The following is a 14,739-nucleotide window of genomic DNA, read 5'->3' on the forward strand; positions in this document are numbered from 1 at the left end:
AGAAGGGCGGGGCGAGGAGAAGCGGGTGCGGCATTTGGGTCGATGAATGTTGTTCAGACTTGCGCAATTTCTCCGGGCGTCAGGCTGCGGTATTGGCCGGGGGCAAGCGTGGAGTCGAGCAGCAGTGGGCCTATGCGTTCGCGGTGCAGCGCGGTGACCTTGTTGTTGAAGTGGCCGAACATGCGTTTCACCTGATGGTAGCGGCCTTCATGCAGGGTCAGGCGGGCCTGCTGTGGGCCGAGTAGTTCGAGTTCGGCGGGCAGGGTGGTGAGGTTCTCGAAGCGAAAGTAGAGGCCTTGAGCGAAGCGGTCGACGCAGATAGGGTCGATGGGGGCTTCGGTTTCCACAAGATAGGTTTTGCCCAGCAGGCTTTCCGGTTGGGTGAGGCGGCGGGACCAGAGGCCGTCGTTGGTGATGATCATCAGCCCGGTGGTGTTGAAGTCCAACCGCCCGGCGATATGTAGATTGTCCTTGTCCGGTTCGTTCAGCAGGTCCAGCACGGTGGGGTGTTGCGGGTCGGCGGTGGCGCTGACGCAACCAGCCCGTTTGTTGAGCATATAGAAGCGTGCGGGCTTGCCTGCCTGCAGTACCTCGCCATCCAGCTCGATACGGTCGAAGACACGAACGTCATGGGTGCCGTCGCAGACCGTGTTCCCGTTCACCGCAGCACGGCCCGAGGCCAGCAGCAGGCGCGCTTGGCGATGGCTGCAGTGGGGCAGATTGGCGAGGAAACGGTCGAGGCGCATCAGGGTTTTGCAGGCAACTCGCCGCAGGCGCAGCGCGGGCAGATGCAGGCTTTGTTCAGCGTGTCGTCCGGGATCTGATCGCGGGCTTCGGGCGCTATCTCAATGCTGAAGCACCAGCAGGGCCGTGTCGCAGTGGCTGGGTTGGACAGGCCACAACTGTTGGGCTCGCCACAGACCGGGCAGCGACTAGCAGACCGTTGAAACGCTACCTGCGTTGGCAATAGGTGGTTAAAAACAGCCTCAATATGCTGACTTTGAACGCCTAAACTTGGCTCCTTCGGCTGTTTTTGCCTCGTCTTGCCTGTATCGCTTACGTTTTTCAGCGGCCTGCTGGGATCGGGTGTATCGGTCATAATCGCCTCCGGGAAGTGGCAGCGCTTGATACGGTGGGGCGGTTAGTTGGCGCCGAAATAGGCGCCCGGCATTGCGCCGGGCGCCTGTGCTATGGCGTCGTTACTTGACGCGCTGACCGGGTTTGGCGCCACTGTCCGGGCTGAGCAGGTAGATCTCTTCGCCGCCTGGGCCGGCGGCCAGCACCATGCCTTCGGAGATGCCGAACTTCATCTTGCGCGGGGCGAGGTTGGCGACGTACAGGGTCAGGCGGCCTTCCAGTTTGCTTGGGTCCGGGTAGGCGCTCTTGATGCCGGAGAACACGTTGCGCTTGGCGTCGCCGATGTCGAGGGTCAGGCGCAGCAGCTTGTCGGCGCCTTCCACGAACTCGCACTTCTCGATCAGTGCGATGCGCAGATCCACGGCGGCAAAGGCGTCGAAGGCGATCTCGGCGGCGATAGGCTCTTTGGTCAGCTCGCCATTGCCGCTCGGCTGGGCGGCGGTTTCGGTGGAGGCGAGGTCTTCCTTGGATGATTCGATCATGGCTTCGATTTTGGCAGGCTCGATACGGGTCAATAGCGGGGTGAAAGTGTTCAGCTGATGGTTGGTCAGCAACGTTTGCAGGTCAGTCCAGCCTAGTGGCTCGACGTTCAGGAAGCGCTCGGCATCGGCGGCCAGGTTCGGCAGCACCGGCTTGAGGAAGATCACCAGTTGGCGGAACAGGTTGATGCCGGTGGCGCAGATCGCCTGCACTTCATCCTGCATGCCTTCCTGCTTGTTCAGTGCCCAGGGTGCCTTGTCGGCGATCCAGGCGTTGGCGCGGTCGGCCAGGGCCATGATCTCGCGCATGGCGCGGGCGAAATCGCGGTTCTCGTAAGCGTCGGCAACGGAGGGTGCGGCCGTCTGGAAGGCGTCGGTCAGTTCCGCTGCGGCGTTGCGGTCGACCATCAGGCCGCCGTTGCCCTTGTGGATGAACCCGGCGCAACGGCTGGCGATGTTGACCACCTTGCCGACCAGGTCGGAATTGACCTTCTGCACGAAGTCCTCGAGGTTCAGATCGAGGTCGTCGACGCCACGGCCCAGCTTGGACGCATAGTAGTAGCGCAGGTATTCCGGGTTCAGGTGATCGAGATAGGTGCGCGCCTTGATAAAGGTGCCGCGCGACTTGGACATCTTCTGTCCATTCACCGTCAGGTAGCCGTGCACGTTGACGGCGGTGGGCTTGCGGAAACCGGCACCTTCGAGCATGGCCGGCCAGAACAGCGTGTGGAAGTTGATGATGTCCTTGCCGATGAAGTGGTACAGCTCGGCGGTGGAATCCTTGCTCCAGAATGTATCGAAGCTGAGTTCCGGGCGGCGCTTGCACAGATTCTCGAAGCTGGCCATGTAGCCGATCGGAGCATCCAGCCAGACGTAGAAGTATTTGCCGGGCTCATCTGGAATCTCGAAGCCGAAGTAAGGCGCGTCGCGAGAGATGTCCCACTCCTGCAGCCCGCCGTCGAGCCACTCGGCGATCTTGTTGGCGACCGATTCCTGCAGCGCGCCGCCGCGGGTCCATTGCTTGAGCATGGCCTCGAAGTCCGGCAGCTTGAAGAAGAAGTGCTTGGAGTCCTTGAGCACTGGCGTGGCGCCGGAGATCGCCGAACGCGGGTCTTTCAGCTCGGTGGGCTCGTAGGTCGCGCCGCACTTTTCGCAGTTGTCGCCGTACTGGTCTTCGGCACCGCACTTCGGGCAGGTGCCCTTGATGAAGCGGTCGGCGAGGAACATGCCTTTCTCGGGATCGAAATACTGGGTCACCGAGCGCGTGGCGATGTGGCCGGCGTCGCGCAGACGGGTGTAGATCATCTCCGAAAACTCGCGGTTCTCTTCCGAATGGGTCGAGTGGAAGTTGTCGAAATTGACCAGGAAGTCGGCGAAGTCGGCGCTGTGTTCGGCCTGCACGTCGGCGATCAGTTGCTCGGGCGTGATGCCTTCCTTTTCGGCGCGCAGCATGATGGCCGAGCCATGGGCGTCATCGGCGCAAACATAGATGCACTGGTTGCCGCGCAGCTTCTGAAAGCGCACCCACATGTCCGTCTGGATGTACTCGAGCATATGGCCAAGGTGAATCGAACCGTTGGCGTAGGGCAGGGCACTGGTAACGAGGATCTGACGGGCTTCGGACATGGGGAAATCTGCAGTCGGGGTTGCGAAGTGAGTCGGTCACTATAAGGGAAGCAGCCTCAAGCTTGAAGCTGAAAGCTCGAAGCCGAAATCAAATGGGCTCCTGCAGCTTCAAGCTTCAAGCCTTAAGCTTCAAGAAAAAGCGAAAAGCGAGGTTTTGCGCTGTCTGAGCTTGCAGCTTGCAGCTTGCAGCTTGCAGCTTGCAGCTTGCCTCTGCTGTTACCATCCCCTATGTTCCACTCGGTTTTTCTGGGAGAAATCATGACCGTCACACGCGAAGCTGTGGAAGCCGTACTGCGTCAGTACACCGACCCTAACCTGAACCAGGACCCGGTCACTGCCGGTTGCGTGCGCTCCATCGAGATTCAGGGCGACCGCGTCAGCGTGCAGATTGAGCTGGGCTACGCCGCCGGACTGTTTCGCAGCGGCTGGGCACAGATGTTGGCCATGGCCATCGAGCAGTTGGAAGGCGTCACTCGGGCGGACGTGCAGGTCGACTGCGTGATCCGCTCGCACAAGGCGCAGGACCAGCTCGAGTCGATGGCCAATGTGAAGAACATCATCGCCGTCGCCTCCGGCAAGGGCGGCGTGGGCAAATCCACCACGGCCGCCAATCTGGCACTGGCGCTGGCCCGCGAAGGCGCGCGGGTTGGCGTATTGGATGCGGATATCTATGGCCCGAGCCAGGGCATCATGTTCGGCATTCCCGAAGGCACCCGCCCGGAAATCCGTGACAACAAAGCCTTTATCCCGCTGGAAGCCCACGGCGTACAGATCATGTCGATGGCTTTCCTGGCCGACGACAAGACGCCGATGGTCTGGCGTGGCCCGATGGTCTCCGGCGCGCTGCTGCAACTGATCACGCAGACGGCCTGGAATGATCTGGACTATCTTGTCGTGGACATGCCGCCGGGCACCGGTGACATCCAGCTGACCCTGGCGCAAAAGGTGCCTGTGGTTGGGGCGGTCATCGTGACCACGCCTCAGGATCTGGCGCTGCTGGATGCCAAGAAAGGCGTGGAGATGTTCCGCAAGGTGAACATTCCGGTGCTGGGCGTAGTGGAAAACATGGCCATTCACATCTGCTCGAACTGCGGTCATGCCGAGCATCTGTTCGGCGAAGGCGGTGGCGAGAAGCTGGCGGCGCAGTACAACGTCGAGCTGCTGGCCTCGTTACCGCTGTCGATGGCAATTCGCAGCCAGGCCGACGCCGGCAAGCCGACCACCATCGCCGACCCTGAAAGCCAGATCGCGATGATCTATCAGCAAATGGCGCGCAGTGTGGGAGCACGGATTTCACTGAGTGGGCAGATCATCGCGCAGTCGATGCCGAACATCGTTGTAACCGACGACTAATTTCAAAGCAGGGTGGCGCTTCGCGCTGCCCGTGGCTGAACGGTCGCCAGTAAATCGCAGGTATAAAAAAGCCCCGCCGAAGCGGGGCTTTTTCAGCAAAGAAGCTTCAGGTTAGATAACCTGAACTTCCTCAGCTTGCATGCCCTTCTGGCCGCGAGTAGCGACGAAGGAAACTTGCTGGCCTTCTTTCAGGCTCTTGAAACCGTCGCCCTGGATGGCGCGGAAGTGTACGAAAAGGTCGTCACCGGATTGCGGAGTGATGAAGCCGAAGCCTTTCTCATCGTTGAACCACTTAACGGTACCGGTTTGGCGATTGGACATTTGTAATGTCTCCTTGAACAAGGTGTAGAGATGATTTGAACGGGCAAATACCCCGAACGGTGACTGTGTGCAAGGAGTTAGGAGTCGTAGCAATGATCGGATCGAAATCTAAACATGTAGCGATTCACGGTGACACATGCAGCAGCAGCCAATGAAAGATACTCCATTTCTGTCGCAATGCGAGCATTATTTTCAGTTTCCGGCCGAAGCGTCAGAGCTGCGACGCATGGACCCGGTTCGTGGGCTTTGAACCGGCTCCCTGGGGTCGGTAAGATGCACGCCCTTATATGAATGCCCACCAGCCCAGTCAGGACGCCCGCCATGAGCATCAAATCGGATAAATGGATTCGTCGGATGGCCCGGGAGCACGGCATGATCGAGCCCTATGTCGAACGCCAGATGCGCGGCGAGGGCAGTGAGCGCTTGATCTCTTACGGCGTGTCGAGCTATGGCTACGACGTGCGCTGCGCCGATGAATTCAAGATCTTCACCAACATCAATTCGGCAATCGTCGATCCGAAGAACTTCGACGAGAAGAGCTTCGTCGACATCAAGAGCGACGTCTGCATCATCCCGCCCAATTCTTTCGCCCTGGCGCGCACGGTCGAGTACTTTCGCATTCCGCGCAATGTGCTGACCATCTGCTTGGGCAAGAGCACCTATGCGCGCTGCGGCATCATCGTCAACGTGACGCCGCTGGAGCCAGAGTGGGAAGGGCACGTGACCCTGGAGTTTTCCAACACCACTACCTTGCCAGCGAAGATTTATGCCAACGAGGGCGTGGCGCAGATGCTGTTCCTGGAGTCGGATGAAGAGTGCGAGACCTCTTACCGTGATCGCGGCGGTAAGTATCAGGGTCAGCGTGGCGTGACCTTGCCGAAGGCCTGATTTCGGTCAGCGAGTTGGCTGCCAACTCAAGTGGGTAGCGGCAACCGGCGCTCGCGTGTCTCATGCCTTAACTGTCCAGGTGCCGTGGCGCGTCTATTCTTTTGGCTGAACCGTATTCTCGGGCGCGTCTCCGAGGTGAGTTGCGGCCCGTCGGCACACGGGCCTCTTGTCGAGGCTGTCACTGTTCCGCTGCTTCTTTTTCGTTTGAATAAAAAATGCCCGCACAAATGCGGGCATTTTGGGGTGTCTGGATGATGAGGCGACCGGGGCCCCATCAAGCAGACGGGACTCAGGCGAAGTTCTTCGCGACGAAGTCCCAGTTGACGATGTTCCAGAACGCTTCGACGAACTTCGGACGCGCGTTGCGGTAATCGATGTAGTAAGCATGTTCCCAGACGTCGCAGGTCAGCAGCGGCTTGTCGCCAGCGGTCATCGGGTTGCCGGCGCCGATGGTGCTCGCCAGGCCGAGGCTGCCGTCGGACTTCTTCACCAGCCAGGCCCAGCCGGAGCCGAAGGTGCCGATGGCGGTCTTGGTGAACTCTTCCTTGAACTTGTCGAAGGATCCGAACGCGGCGTTGATGGCATCAGCCAGGGCGCCGGTCGGCTGGCCGCCAGCGTTCGGCGCCATGCAGTTCCAGAAGAAGGTGTGGTTCCAGACCTGAGCGGCATTGTTGAAGATGCCACCGGACGAGGTCTTGATGATGGTTTCCAGATCCTTGCCCTCGAACTCGGTGCCCGGGATCAGGTTGTTCAGGTTGGTCACGTAGGCCTGGTGATGCTTGCCGTGGTGATATTCGAAGGTCTCGGCGGAAATGTGCGGCTCGAGGGCGTTCTTTTCAAACGGAAGCGGCGGCAATTCGAAAGCCATGGTGTATCTCCTGCTCAGGTGTCGAGAATAGATGCGGCTCGGAAGGAGGCAGTCTGCGCTGGTGACCAGTGCCTCGCGGAACGGAGAAACTATTGCACTGCTGTTCGTCCGTTTACGCCTGTCTTTCCATTCGCTCGCTACATGCGTGCGCATTCTTCGGCCGATCACGGCGGCCGCAATGGCGGGCTGAAGCGTTCCACTCCTCCATGTCCGCGGGCCAAGGATTATAGCACCCAGCCTGTGGCAAAACCACGCATCAACTGTGTGGAGAAGCCGTAACCAGAGCCTCTTAATCGAGATCTGGCGAAAGGTGCGAGGATGCCGAGGCCCTCTGCGTGGACCTCCGATTGCCGGGGGCGTTCCTTAGGCGAGGACAACAAGCTGCGCGGCTACCGTGAACATCATGGTCGCGACACCCAGGTCAATCAGTCGCCAGGTCAGCGGTCGTGCTAGCCACGGCGCAAGCCAGGCTCCGCCCAGGGCAAGAATCAGGAACCATAGCGTCGACGCGCTTGCGGCGCCTAGCGTGTAGGCCCCTGGCGCGGGTTGCTGCGCCCCGAGTGAGCCAATCAGTAGTACCGTGTCGAGATAGACGTGCGGGTTCAGCAAGGTGACGGCCAGCGCGGCGAGCAATACGCTCCGCAGCGAGCGCGGACCGCGTTGGGCGTCTTCCAGGAGGGCTTGCGGGCGCGCTGCGCGGCGCAACGCGATGACCCCATAGAACAGCAAGAACAGTACGCCACCCCATCGGGTGATCTTCAGCAGCAGCGGGTTTTCCGCCAGCACGGCGGCGAGGCCAAAGACGCCGACACTGACCAGCAGAATATCGCAGAGAATGCAGAGTGCAGCTACAGGCAGATGGTGCTCGCGACGCAAGCTCTGCGCCAGAACGAACGCATTCTGCGCGCCGATAGCAATGATCAGGCCGGCGGTGACCAATAGTCCGTTGATATAGCTCTGCCACATGCTGCGCTGCCTGTCTTTGTCGAGAGGTGCTCGCAGTGTCAGGGCTGTTGCTTTATAAGCAAAACAAAATTCTGTAATGCCCCATAAGGAGATCGAATGTTCGATTACAAGTTGCTGGTCGCTTTGGCGGCGGTGGTTGAGCAAGCCGGCTTCGATCGCGCTGCGCAGTCATTGGGGCTGTCGCAATCGGCCGTGTCGCAGCGCATCAAGTTGCTCGAGGCGCGGTTGGGGCAGCCGGTATTGTTGCGCGCCTCGCCACCGCAGCCCACCGAGGTTGGCCGGCGTTTGCTCAACCACGTGCAACAGGTGCGCCTGCTTGAGCGGGATCTTCAAGGGCAAGTGCCGGAACTGGACGAGCGTCGGCTACCGGAGCGGCTGCGTATTGCGCTGAACTCCGACAGCCTGGCTACCTGGTGGCCAGGTGCGATTGCGCCGTTCTGCACGCGACATGGCGTGGTGCTCGATCATGTGCTGGAGGATCAGGATGTTGGGCTCAAGCGGATGCGCGCCGGGGAGGTGGCGGCGTGCGTGTGCGCCGTCGAACGGCCCTTGGCCGGTGCGCGAAGCGAATTTCTCGGCGCCATGCGCTACCGCGCGCTTGCCAGTCCCGCCTATGTCGCCCGCCACCTTAAGCCCGGCGCGCCAGCCGAGGCTTTGCTGAAGGCGCCGGCGATCGTCTTCGGTCCTGACGACCGGCTGCAGCATCGCTATCTCGCTGCGTTGGGCCTGAAGGGGGCTTTCAGTCATCACCTGTGCCCCTCGTCAGAAGGGTTTGTTCGCCTGCTGCAGAGCGATCTGGGTTGGGGGTTGGTGCCTGAACTGCAGGTAGGCGCGGAGCTGGCCAGCGGAGCGCTGGTGGATGTGTATCCCGGCGATCCGATCGATGTGCCGTTGTACTGGCATCATTGGCGCAACGGCGGTGAGCTGCTCGCCGAGCTTACGCGGCAGCTGTCGCGCTCGGTCAGGCAGTGGTTGATCTATTGAGCCGGTTCAGTTCAGGACTCGCTGGCCGCGGTAGATGCGCACCGAGGGCCCGCTGCGGCTCGCTGTCGGTGATGGGGTGAGGTCGGGAGCTGGCATGTCGCTGTACGTGGCCAGCTGTTTGCCCAGGTCCCGTGTCATCTCGTCGCCAGAACGGAGGCAGGCGGTCAGCATGGCCTGGATCGCGTCCGGTTGGCTAAGGCGGATATCCAGCTGTTGCTCATCGCGCAGCCGGCGGCGTAACTGCTGCATGCAATCCAGTACGGCCTTGTTGAACTCCATATTGATACATCCTCCAATCTAGCAGCGACCGCTCGACGTTCTTGGCCCGACATCCGTGTCGGAAAGCGCTATCCGCTGGCATCAAAGCCAAAGCAACAGGCGTACCAGTTCCTGTTCGGGCTGACTTCTTTCGATGTGCAATGCTGGATGAAGCCCACCGCGGCTGACCTTGCCGCTTGAATGCAGTTTTTTCCAACATGACGCAGTGGAGAGCTGGTCGCTTGCCCGCTACGTCGGTTTGCACGGTCTTGATACATCGCGGTGCGGGGCGCCTGTTCCGGGTGCAGTTTATGGTGCAGTTTATGGGTGGTGTTCGCGCTGAAGGGCCTCTGCTGAGTCGTTATACTGCGCGCTGTCTTTCGCTTCGCGCCATTAAAGGTATCCCATGCGCAACGATGCTCACGACGAGCTGGACAACATACCCAGCCTGACCGCAGGCCGCGATCGGGATCCGTATCCTGCGCCTGAGCTCGAGCCGATCGGCCAGGCTGCGCACAGCGCCCCTGATGCTGTGCGCCCGCGCCAGAAGCGCCGTACCGTCAGCACCGCGCCGTTGTGGTTCCTGGTCCTGGTGTTGTTCGGCGTGCTGATTGCATTGGGTTGGTGGGGCATGCAACAGGTATCGAGGCTCGAAGCTCAGTTGGTTGCTACACAGGAAAGCTTTGCGCGCATCAGTGAAGATGCGAGCGGTCGGCTGCAGGATATTTCCGGCAAGATCGTGGCGACGGAGTCCAGCGTCACCACCGAAGGCGAGGCGCTGAAACTGCGTATCAAGCAGCTGGAAAAGCAGGCATTGGACCTGGCCGAACAACAGCGCGCCATCACCACCCAGCAGCAGAGCCTGACCGGTAGACAGAGCAATCAGGACAAGCGCCTGGAGCAGCAGGGCAGCCAGATCGAGCGAATCGCCACTGACGTACGTGGCCATCAGTCCGCTACGGCCGCGCTCGCCGAAACTGTGAAAAAGGTCGCCGGTGAACAGGCGGCGCTGGCGTCATCGATGGCGGGGCTAAAGGGCACGGTGGACGAGCTGGGCAAGATGTCTGCCCGAATTGACGGACTGAGCAAGGACATCGCAGCGTTGAAACAGCGGGGCGACGCCAGTCAGGCGATCGGTCGCCTGGAGCAGGATGTACTTATCTTGCGCAGCGAAGTGGATAACCGACCTGCGGCTACGCCAGGCGTAGTGACGTCCGAGTTCGATGCATTCCGGGCCCAGATGACCCGTAGCATCAACACGCTGCAGGGACAGATCGCCAACTTGCAGCAGCAGCTTGACCAGCGCTAGGTGGCCGTTTAAGAAAAAAGCCGCTGCGTATATGCGCGCGTCCTGACGGCAGCCCCGTCACTGCCAGTATTGGCTTGGCTTGGCTGGGCGTTGCGTTGACTTCGCCGAAAGCGCGGAAGAATTGCTCGACCTGGCAGACAAGCGGATGTACCTGGCTAAAACGTCCGGGCGCAACCGCCTATGTTTCGAAACGCCTGGCGAGCCATCCGAAGAGCCTCTATCAGCCGCTTGAGCGGGGTCAGGGATTCAGCCCAAACACATGTTTGAGATAGCTGAGGAAGGCTTCGTCCCGGCACATGGTCTTGCCCGGTGAATCGGAGATCTTGGCGACGGGTTGACCGTTGCAGCTGGTCATCTTGATCACCATGTTGGTCGGTTCGACCCCCGGTATGTCACAGGTCAGCTGAGTGCCGATGCCATAACTGGTGTTACTGCGCCCGACCAGGGCGCGATAGATATTTAGCGCCTTGGGGAAATCCAGCCCGTCGGAAAACACCAATTGCCGCGTCATCGGATCGATGCCCAGCCGTCGGTAGTGGGCGATGGCTTTTTCCGCCCATTCGACCGGATCGCCCGAGTCATGGCGCAGACCGTCGAACAGCTTCGCCAGATACAGATCGAAGTCCGCCGTGAAGGCGTCCATGGTGATGCAGTCGGTGATGGCGACGCCCAGCGCACCGCGGTATTCACGCGCCCAGCAGTCCAATGCCGCGCTCTGGCTATCGATCAGTCGGGGGCCGAGTTGCTGGTGGGCCATGATCCACTCATGCGCCATGGTGCCCATGGGTTTGAGATTCAGTGTGCGCGCCAGATGCACGTTGCTGGTGCCGACGAAGTGACCGGGAAACGCCTCGCTCAGCCGTTTGACCACCGCAGCCTGGACGCCGGACGAGAAGCGCCGGCGCGTGCCGAAGTCGGCCAGTTTGAAACCGGCCAGTTCCGCGGGCGTGGCTTCGTCGCGCAGCCACTGCAGCTTCTCTTGCAGACGGTCGGTGGCCTGCTCCAGCGTCACCTGCGGATAGCGGGCACGGTTGCGCACCTCGCTGATGATGGCCAGCAGCGGCACCTCGAAAAGGATCACATGCAGCCAGGGGCCGCGCAGGTAGACCACCAGCTCGCCGTCTTCAAGCTCCACACGCACGTAGCGGGGATCAAAGCGGAACAGCCCGAGGAAGCGGATGAAATCCGGCTGCATATAGGGAATACGTTCAAGGAACGCCAGTTCTTGCGGTTCGAATCGCAGCTCCGCCAATGCTTCCAGCTGTTCCCGGATCGCGCCCAGATAAGGTGTCAGGTCTTCTTCGGAGCGACTGCGAAAAGCCCACTCCACTTCGGCGTTTGGGTAGTGGTGCAGCACCGCCTGCATCATGGTCAGCTTGTAATAGTCGGTGTCCAGCAGGCTCTGGATGATTCGTTCGGAGAAGGCGCTGCCACGCATGGGCTGTTTCCTGGTTGCGGAGGCGGGATCAGGCTCCGCCGATGCCTTCGATCACCTTACCGGTGCCGCCGCAATTTTTACATTCTCCTGCATCGGTACGGCCGCTGCCGTTGCATGCCGGGCAGATATTTTCACCGGTGCCCGGCGTTCCTGGCGCCGCTTCATCGCCCGGGTTGGTTGATGAGGTGCCCTGATTCGAAGTGTTCATATCGCTCGTTCCTCGGTTGGCGGTTTTTATTGGTTGAAGCTGAAAAAATTCAAGCAAATCGCTAGCTTTGGGTGTCGGTTTATTGTCGTGAGAAAAAACCAGTTCAACTTCGGGTGATTGCGCATACAAAAGCAGTGGGCAACAAAAAAGGGCAAAGGTTTAACCTTTGCCCTCTGCTGCCTATAGCATCAGCTGTTGCTGTTGCGACCACCGCCGTGGCTATTCTGTCCGCCTTTGCGGCCGGCTTCTGAGGCCTTTTCACGATCATTGGCGAAGTTGCCACCGCTGTTATGGCCGCCCTTCTTGCCTGCTTCAGACGCCTTTTCGCGGTCATTTGCAAAGTTGCCAGGATTTTTGTTTGCCATGTCTTACTCTCCTCAATGGACAAGTCCTCTGCGGGGCTGAACAACTTCATCAGCCCTAGGATTTCAGAGCGGAGGAGCGGGCCAGTAGTTTCCGTTTTTAACGAGCCGCGGACGAGTGGTTGTCCCATAATGGTCATGGCTAAGTGCAACGAAGCGGTAAACGGCGATGACAGGGCGATGACAGTACTACCAGCGGCCTGTCACCGGGTTGCAAGGTGAAGTCTCCAGCTGGCGCGAACAGCTCCAGCGTCGCGCCAGGCTGCATCCGGTGAGTGCGGTGGAAGCCACCTCCGCCGGGTTCGCGTTTGACGTTGATCCGGTAGTCACGGCCGTTGCTCGCGCCGATAGCGAGTAGTTGCGGCGGATCTCCTGCCCATCGATTAGCAGACGCAGGCCGCTGTATTGCCCTGGCTTGTGCTCAACCACCGGACCGCCGTCTTCCGGCTCCAGATAGAACGAGGTGATTTCGCTGCTCTCGGTTACCTTGCGTGCGACCCGGAAGCGCCGCGCTCCGCGCCAGCCACCAGGTGCCTCGGCTGTCGCGCTATAGAGCGCCTGTTCAGTCCCGATGAGAATATCGGACTTTCCAGCAACGGGACGGTGGCGGTGATTAGGGCGCGGTGCTCGGCGCAAGGCATGGAAGGCTCCAGTCATCGATAAGGCTGTCTCTCACAACGCGGCGTGGTGACCACGCAACCGGGACAGGTGTGCATGCTGTTTCAATAATCGTTCCAGGCTGAAATTGACCGGAATCAAGGACCATAGAGCAGTGATGGTTGTTTTAACCCCGGTTATCCGGGTTCATTGAACCCTGTTGGGTTGCTTGAACCCAGTATTCGGGTGCCGACCGATCGAACGGTCAGTAACCGCAGCGTTCTATAACTTCGACTATCGATGAATGACGGAGGGCAACATGGAGAACTACCACATCACGCACGATGACGATCGCTGGGTATTGCGTGAGGAAGGCGACCAGCGCGCGCTGCTCGAAGCGGCGACCAAGGAAGACATCATCAACGAGACCCGCGACTACATGAAGTTGCGCACCGCCTCGGTAAAGATCCACACCCTCGACGGCAAAATCGAAGAGGAACGGACCTACCCGCGGGACCAGGACCCTCGGGCTACCAAGGGTTAAGGCTCGGCTCGGCTGCGACTCGCCTCGGCGCTGATGCTGGCTCGCCGACAGATGAGCGCCGCGCCCCTAAGCGGACGGCGGCAGAATCAGGATGGCGCGGAAATCGTTGACGTTGGTGCGCGTCGGGCCGGTGACAATCAGGCTGCCCAGCGCGGCGAAGTAGCCGTAGCCATCGTTGTTGGCCAGCGAGTCGGCGGCGCGCAGGCCCTGCGCTTCGGCGCGGGCGAAGCTGTCCGGGGTCATCAGCGCGCCGGCGTTGTCTTCCGAGCCGTCGATGCCGTCGGTGTCGCCCGCCAGCGCATAGATGTTCGGCAGGCCATGCAGGCTTTCGGTGAGGGCGAGCAGGAATTCGGCGTTGCGCCCGCCACGGCCGTTGCCGCGCACGGTCACCGTGGTTTCGCCACCGGACAGGATCACGCAGGGCGCGGCGATCGGCTGGCGGTGCAGCACCACCTGGCGGGCGATGCCGGCGTGCACCTTGGCCACCTCGCGTGCTTCACCTTCCAGATCACCGAGGATCAGCGGGGTGATGCCGGCGGCACGGGCTACCTCGGCTGCCGCATCGAGCGACTGCTGCGGCGTGGCGATCAGCCGGAAGTGGCTGCGCGAGAGCATCGGATCGCCCGGCTTCAGCGTTTCCGAGCGTGGGTCTTCGAGCCAGGCACGGACGTTGGCCGGCATCTCGATGTGATAGCGCTCGAGGATCGCCAGCGCCTCGGCCGATGTGGTCGGATCGGCGACGGTGGGACCGGAGGCGATCACCGTCGCTTCGTCACCCGGTACATCTGAAATCGCATAGGTGTAGACGCTGGCCGGCCAGCAGGCCTTGGCCAGGCGCCCGCCCTTGATCGCCGAAAGGTGCTTGCGCACGCAGTTCATCTCGCCGATGTGCGCGCCGGAGCGCAGCAAGGCCTTGTTGATCGCCTGCTTGTCGGCCAGCGAGATGCCTTCGGCCGGCAGGGCCAGCAGCGAGGAGCCGCCGCCGGACAGCAGAAAGATCACCCGGTCGCTCTCCTCGAGGGTGCTGACCAGCTCCAGCACACGGCGGGCGACGCGCTCGCCGGCATCGTCCGGCACCGGGTGTGCGGCCTCCACCACCTCGATGCGGCGGCAGTCGGCGTGGTGTTCGTAGCGGGTCACCACCAGCCCGGACAGCTCACCTTCCCAGACCTGCTCGATGGCTTCGGCCATGGCCGCGGCCGCCTTGCCGGCGCCAATGACGATGGCCCGGCCGCTGCGGTCTTCGGGCAGATGGTCGGCGAGCACATGGCGCGGGTGGGCGGCCTCGATGGCGCTGTCGAACAGCTGGCGCAGCAGGGCTTGGGGATCGATGGGCATCTCTGGCTCCTTGGGTCTTTTGCAGAGGCCGATTGCAGACCTTGGGGCTCGGCAATGCAAGCG

General features: G+C 61.1%; 16 protein-coding genes and 1 pseudogene. 5 read left to right on the forward strand and 12 right to left on the reverse strand.

Annotated elements, in window-relative coordinates; all coding sequences use genetic code 11:
* Window positions 1-53: 53 nt before the first annotated feature.
* The 3 genes from NA637_RS04625 to metG form a co-directional block, all read right to left on the reverse strand.
* A complete protein-coding gene (locus NA637_RS04625; RefSeq protein ID WP_256071166.1) occupies window positions 54-746 on the reverse strand; it encodes a pseudouridine synthase in 693 nt (230 codons plus the stop codon).
* Entirely contained in the window at window positions 746-1,099 is a 354-nt protein-coding gene (locus tag NA637_RS25640; RefSeq protein WP_423836698.1) for a cysteine-rich CWC family protein, read from the reverse strand. The genes NA637_RS04625 and NA637_RS25640 overlap by 1 nt, the downstream gene beginning before the upstream one ends.
* A gap of 100 nt (window positions 1,100-1,199) precedes the next feature.
* Window positions 1,200-3,242 carry a methionine--tRNA ligase gene (metG, locus tag NA637_RS04635; protein ID WP_256071167.1) on the reverse strand — a complete coding sequence of 681 codons (2,043 nt, stop codon included), beginning with the start codon at window positions 3,240-3,242 and terminating at the stop codon, window positions 1,200-1,202.
* A 258-nt stretch (window positions 3,243-3,500) separates the two neighbouring features.
* Here metG and apbC point away from each other — a divergent pair, with 258 nt between their 5' ends.
* Entirely contained in the window at window positions 3,501-4,595 is a 1,095-nt protein-coding gene (apbC, locus tag NA637_RS04640) for an iron-sulfur cluster carrier protein ApbC (RefSeq protein WP_272888911.1), read from the forward strand.
* Window positions 4,596-4,706: 111 nt separating this feature from the next.
* Here the strand turns inward: apbC and NA637_RS04645 are convergent, their stop codons facing one another.
* Window positions 4,707-4,916 carry a cold-shock protein gene (locus NA637_RS04645; protein ID WP_003282211.1) on the reverse strand — a complete coding sequence of 70 codons (210 nt, stop codon included), beginning with the start codon at window positions 4,914-4,916 and terminating at the stop codon, window positions 4,707-4,709.
* A 321-nt stretch (window positions 4,917-5,237) separates the two neighbouring features.
* On the opposite strand from NA637_RS04645, the gene dcd reads away from it, so the two are divergent.
* On the forward strand, window positions 5,238-5,804 hold the full coding sequence (dcd, locus tag NA637_RS04650) for a dCTP deaminase (protein WP_256071168.1): 567 nt from the start codon (window positions 5,238-5,240) through the stop codon (window positions 5,802-5,804).
* Between the two features lie 289 nt (window positions 5,805-6,093).
* On the opposite strand, the gene NA637_RS04655 is transcribed toward dcd, so the two are convergent.
* A complete protein-coding gene (locus NA637_RS04655) occupies window positions 6,094-6,672 on the reverse strand; it encodes a superoxide dismutase (protein WP_256071169.1) in 579 nt (192 codons plus the stop codon).
* A gap of 363 nt (window positions 6,673-7,035) precedes the next feature.
* A complete protein-coding gene (locus NA637_RS04660) occupies window positions 7,036-7,638 on the reverse strand; it encodes a LysE/ArgO family amino acid transporter (RefSeq protein WP_256071170.1) in 603 nt (200 codons plus the stop codon).
* A gap of 96 nt (window positions 7,639-7,734) precedes the next feature.
* Here NA637_RS04660 and NA637_RS04665 point away from each other — a divergent pair, with 96 nt between their 5' ends.
* Window positions 7,735-8,622, forward strand: coding sequence for a LysR family transcriptional regulator ArgP (locus NA637_RS04665; RefSeq protein ID WP_256071171.1), 888 nt, complete (start codon window positions 7,735-7,737; stop codon window positions 8,620-8,622).
* A gap of 6 nt (window positions 8,623-8,628) precedes the next feature.
* Here NA637_RS04665 and NA637_RS04670 read toward each other — a convergent pair whose 3' ends face one another.
* Window positions 8,629-8,901 (reverse strand): hypothetical protein, encoded by a 273-nt coding sequence (locus tag NA637_RS04670; RefSeq protein WP_256071172.1) that lies wholly within the window; start codon window positions 8,899-8,901, stop codon window positions 8,629-8,631.
* A gap of 385 nt (window positions 8,902-9,286) precedes the next feature.
* On the opposite strand from NA637_RS04670, the gene NA637_RS04675 reads away from it, so the two are divergent.
* Window positions 9,287-10,189 (forward strand): ATPase, encoded by a 903-nt coding sequence (locus NA637_RS04675; protein ID WP_256071173.1) that lies wholly within the window; start codon window positions 9,287-9,289, stop codon window positions 10,187-10,189.
* A 238-nt stretch (window positions 10,190-10,427) separates the two neighbouring features.
* Here NA637_RS04675 and pncB read toward each other — a convergent pair whose 3' ends face one another.
* The 4 genes and pseudogenes from pncB to NA637_RS04700 all read right to left on the reverse strand — a co-directional run.
* Window positions 10,428-11,627 (reverse strand): nicotinate phosphoribosyltransferase, encoded by a 1,200-nt coding sequence (gene pncB / locus NA637_RS04685; RefSeq protein ID WP_256071174.1) that lies wholly within the window; start codon window positions 11,625-11,627, stop codon window positions 10,428-10,430.
* A 28-nt stretch (window positions 11,628-11,655) separates the two neighbouring features.
* Complete coding sequence (locus NA637_RS04690; RefSeq protein ID WP_256071175.1) at window positions 11,656-11,835, reverse strand: hypothetical protein; 180 nt, start codon at window positions 11,833-11,835, stop codon at window positions 11,656-11,658.
* 188 nt (window positions 11,836-12,023) lie between these two features.
* Window positions 12,024-12,200: a general stress protein gene (locus NA637_RS04695; RefSeq protein WP_019342274.1), complete on the reverse strand. Its 177-nt coding sequence runs from the start codon at window positions 12,198-12,200 to the stop codon at window positions 12,024-12,026.
* A gap of 178 nt (window positions 12,201-12,378) precedes the next feature.
* Window positions 12,379-12,782 (reverse strand): annotated as a pseudogene (locus NA637_RS04700) (FAD-binding oxidoreductase); the annotation flags it as partial.
* A gap of 331 nt (window positions 12,783-13,113) precedes the next feature.
* Here NA637_RS04700 and NA637_RS04705 point away from each other — a divergent pair.
* On the forward strand, window positions 13,114-13,338 hold the full coding sequence (locus NA637_RS04705) for a DUF2188 domain-containing protein (protein ID WP_256071176.1): 225 nt from the start codon (window positions 13,114-13,116) through the stop codon (window positions 13,336-13,338).
* Between the two features lie 66 nt (window positions 13,339-13,404).
* Here NA637_RS04705 and NA637_RS04710 read toward each other — a convergent pair whose 3' ends face one another.
* Window positions 13,405-14,676: a glycerate kinase type-2 family protein gene (locus NA637_RS04710; protein ID WP_256071177.1), complete on the reverse strand. Its 1,272-nt coding sequence runs from the start codon at window positions 14,674-14,676 to the stop codon at window positions 13,405-13,407.
* Window positions 14,677-14,739 lie beyond the last annotated feature (63 nt).

The organism is Stutzerimonas stutzeri, from assembly GCF_024448935.1.
Lineage (GTDB): Bacteria > Pseudomonadota > Gammaproteobacteria > Pseudomonadales > Pseudomonadaceae > Stutzerimonas > Stutzerimonas stutzeri_AO.

Excerpts from the sequence above, each read along its gene's own strand:
- NA637_RS04625 (WP_256071166.1), bottom strand. The coding sequence starts at position 746 with ATGCGCCTCGACCGTTTCCTCGCCAATCTGCCCCACTGCAGCCATCGC.
- NA637_RS25640 (WP_423836698.1), bottom strand. The coding sequence starts at position 1,099 with ATGACCGATACACCCGATCCCAGCAGGCCGCTGAAAAACGTAAGCGAT.
- metG (WP_256071167.1), bottom strand. The coding sequence starts at position 3,242 with ATGTCCGAAGCCCGTCAGATCCTCGTTACCAGTGCCCTGCCCTACGCC.
- apbC (WP_272888911.1), top strand. The coding sequence starts at position 3,501 with ATGACCGTCACACGCGAAGCTGTGGAAGCCGTACTGCGTCAGTACACC.
- NA637_RS04645 (WP_003282211.1), bottom strand. The coding sequence starts at position 4,916 with ATGTCCAATCGCCAAACCGGTACCGTTAAGTGGTTCAACGATGAGAAA.
- dcd (WP_256071168.1), top strand. The coding sequence starts at position 5,238 with ATGAGCATCAAATCGGATAAATGGATTCGTCGGATGGCCCGGGAGCAC.
- NA637_RS04655 (WP_256071169.1), bottom strand. The coding sequence starts at position 6,672 with ATGGCTTTCGAATTGCCGCCGCTTCCGTTTGAAAAGAACGCCCTCGAG.
- NA637_RS04660 (WP_256071170.1), bottom strand. The coding sequence starts at position 7,638 with ATGTGGCAGAGCTATATCAACGGACTATTGGTCACCGCCGGCCTGATC.
- NA637_RS04665 (WP_256071171.1), top strand. The coding sequence starts at position 7,735 with ATGTTCGATTACAAGTTGCTGGTCGCTTTGGCGGCGGTGGTTGAGCAA.
- NA637_RS04670 (WP_256071172.1), bottom strand. The coding sequence starts at position 8,901 with ATGGAGTTCAACAAGGCCGTACTGGATTGCATGCAGCAGTTACGCCGC.
- NA637_RS04675 (WP_256071173.1), top strand. The coding sequence starts at position 9,287 with ATGCGCAACGATGCTCACGACGAGCTGGACAACATACCCAGCCTGACC.
- pncB (WP_256071174.1), bottom strand. The coding sequence starts at position 11,627 with ATGCGTGGCAGCGCCTTCTCCGAACGAATCATCCAGAGCCTGCTGGAC.
- NA637_RS04690 (WP_256071175.1), bottom strand. The coding sequence starts at position 11,835 with ATGAACACTTCGAATCAGGGCACCTCATCAACCAACCCGGGCGATGAA.
- NA637_RS04695 (WP_019342274.1), bottom strand. The coding sequence starts at position 12,200 with ATGGCAAACAAAAATCCTGGCAACTTTGCAAATGACCGCGAAAAGGCG.
- NA637_RS04705 (WP_256071176.1), top strand. The coding sequence starts at position 13,114 with ATGGAGAACTACCACATCACGCACGATGACGATCGCTGGGTATTGCGT.
- NA637_RS04710 (WP_256071177.1), bottom strand. The coding sequence starts at position 14,676 with ATGCCCATCGATCCCCAAGCCCTGCTGCGCCAGCTGTTCGACAGCGCC.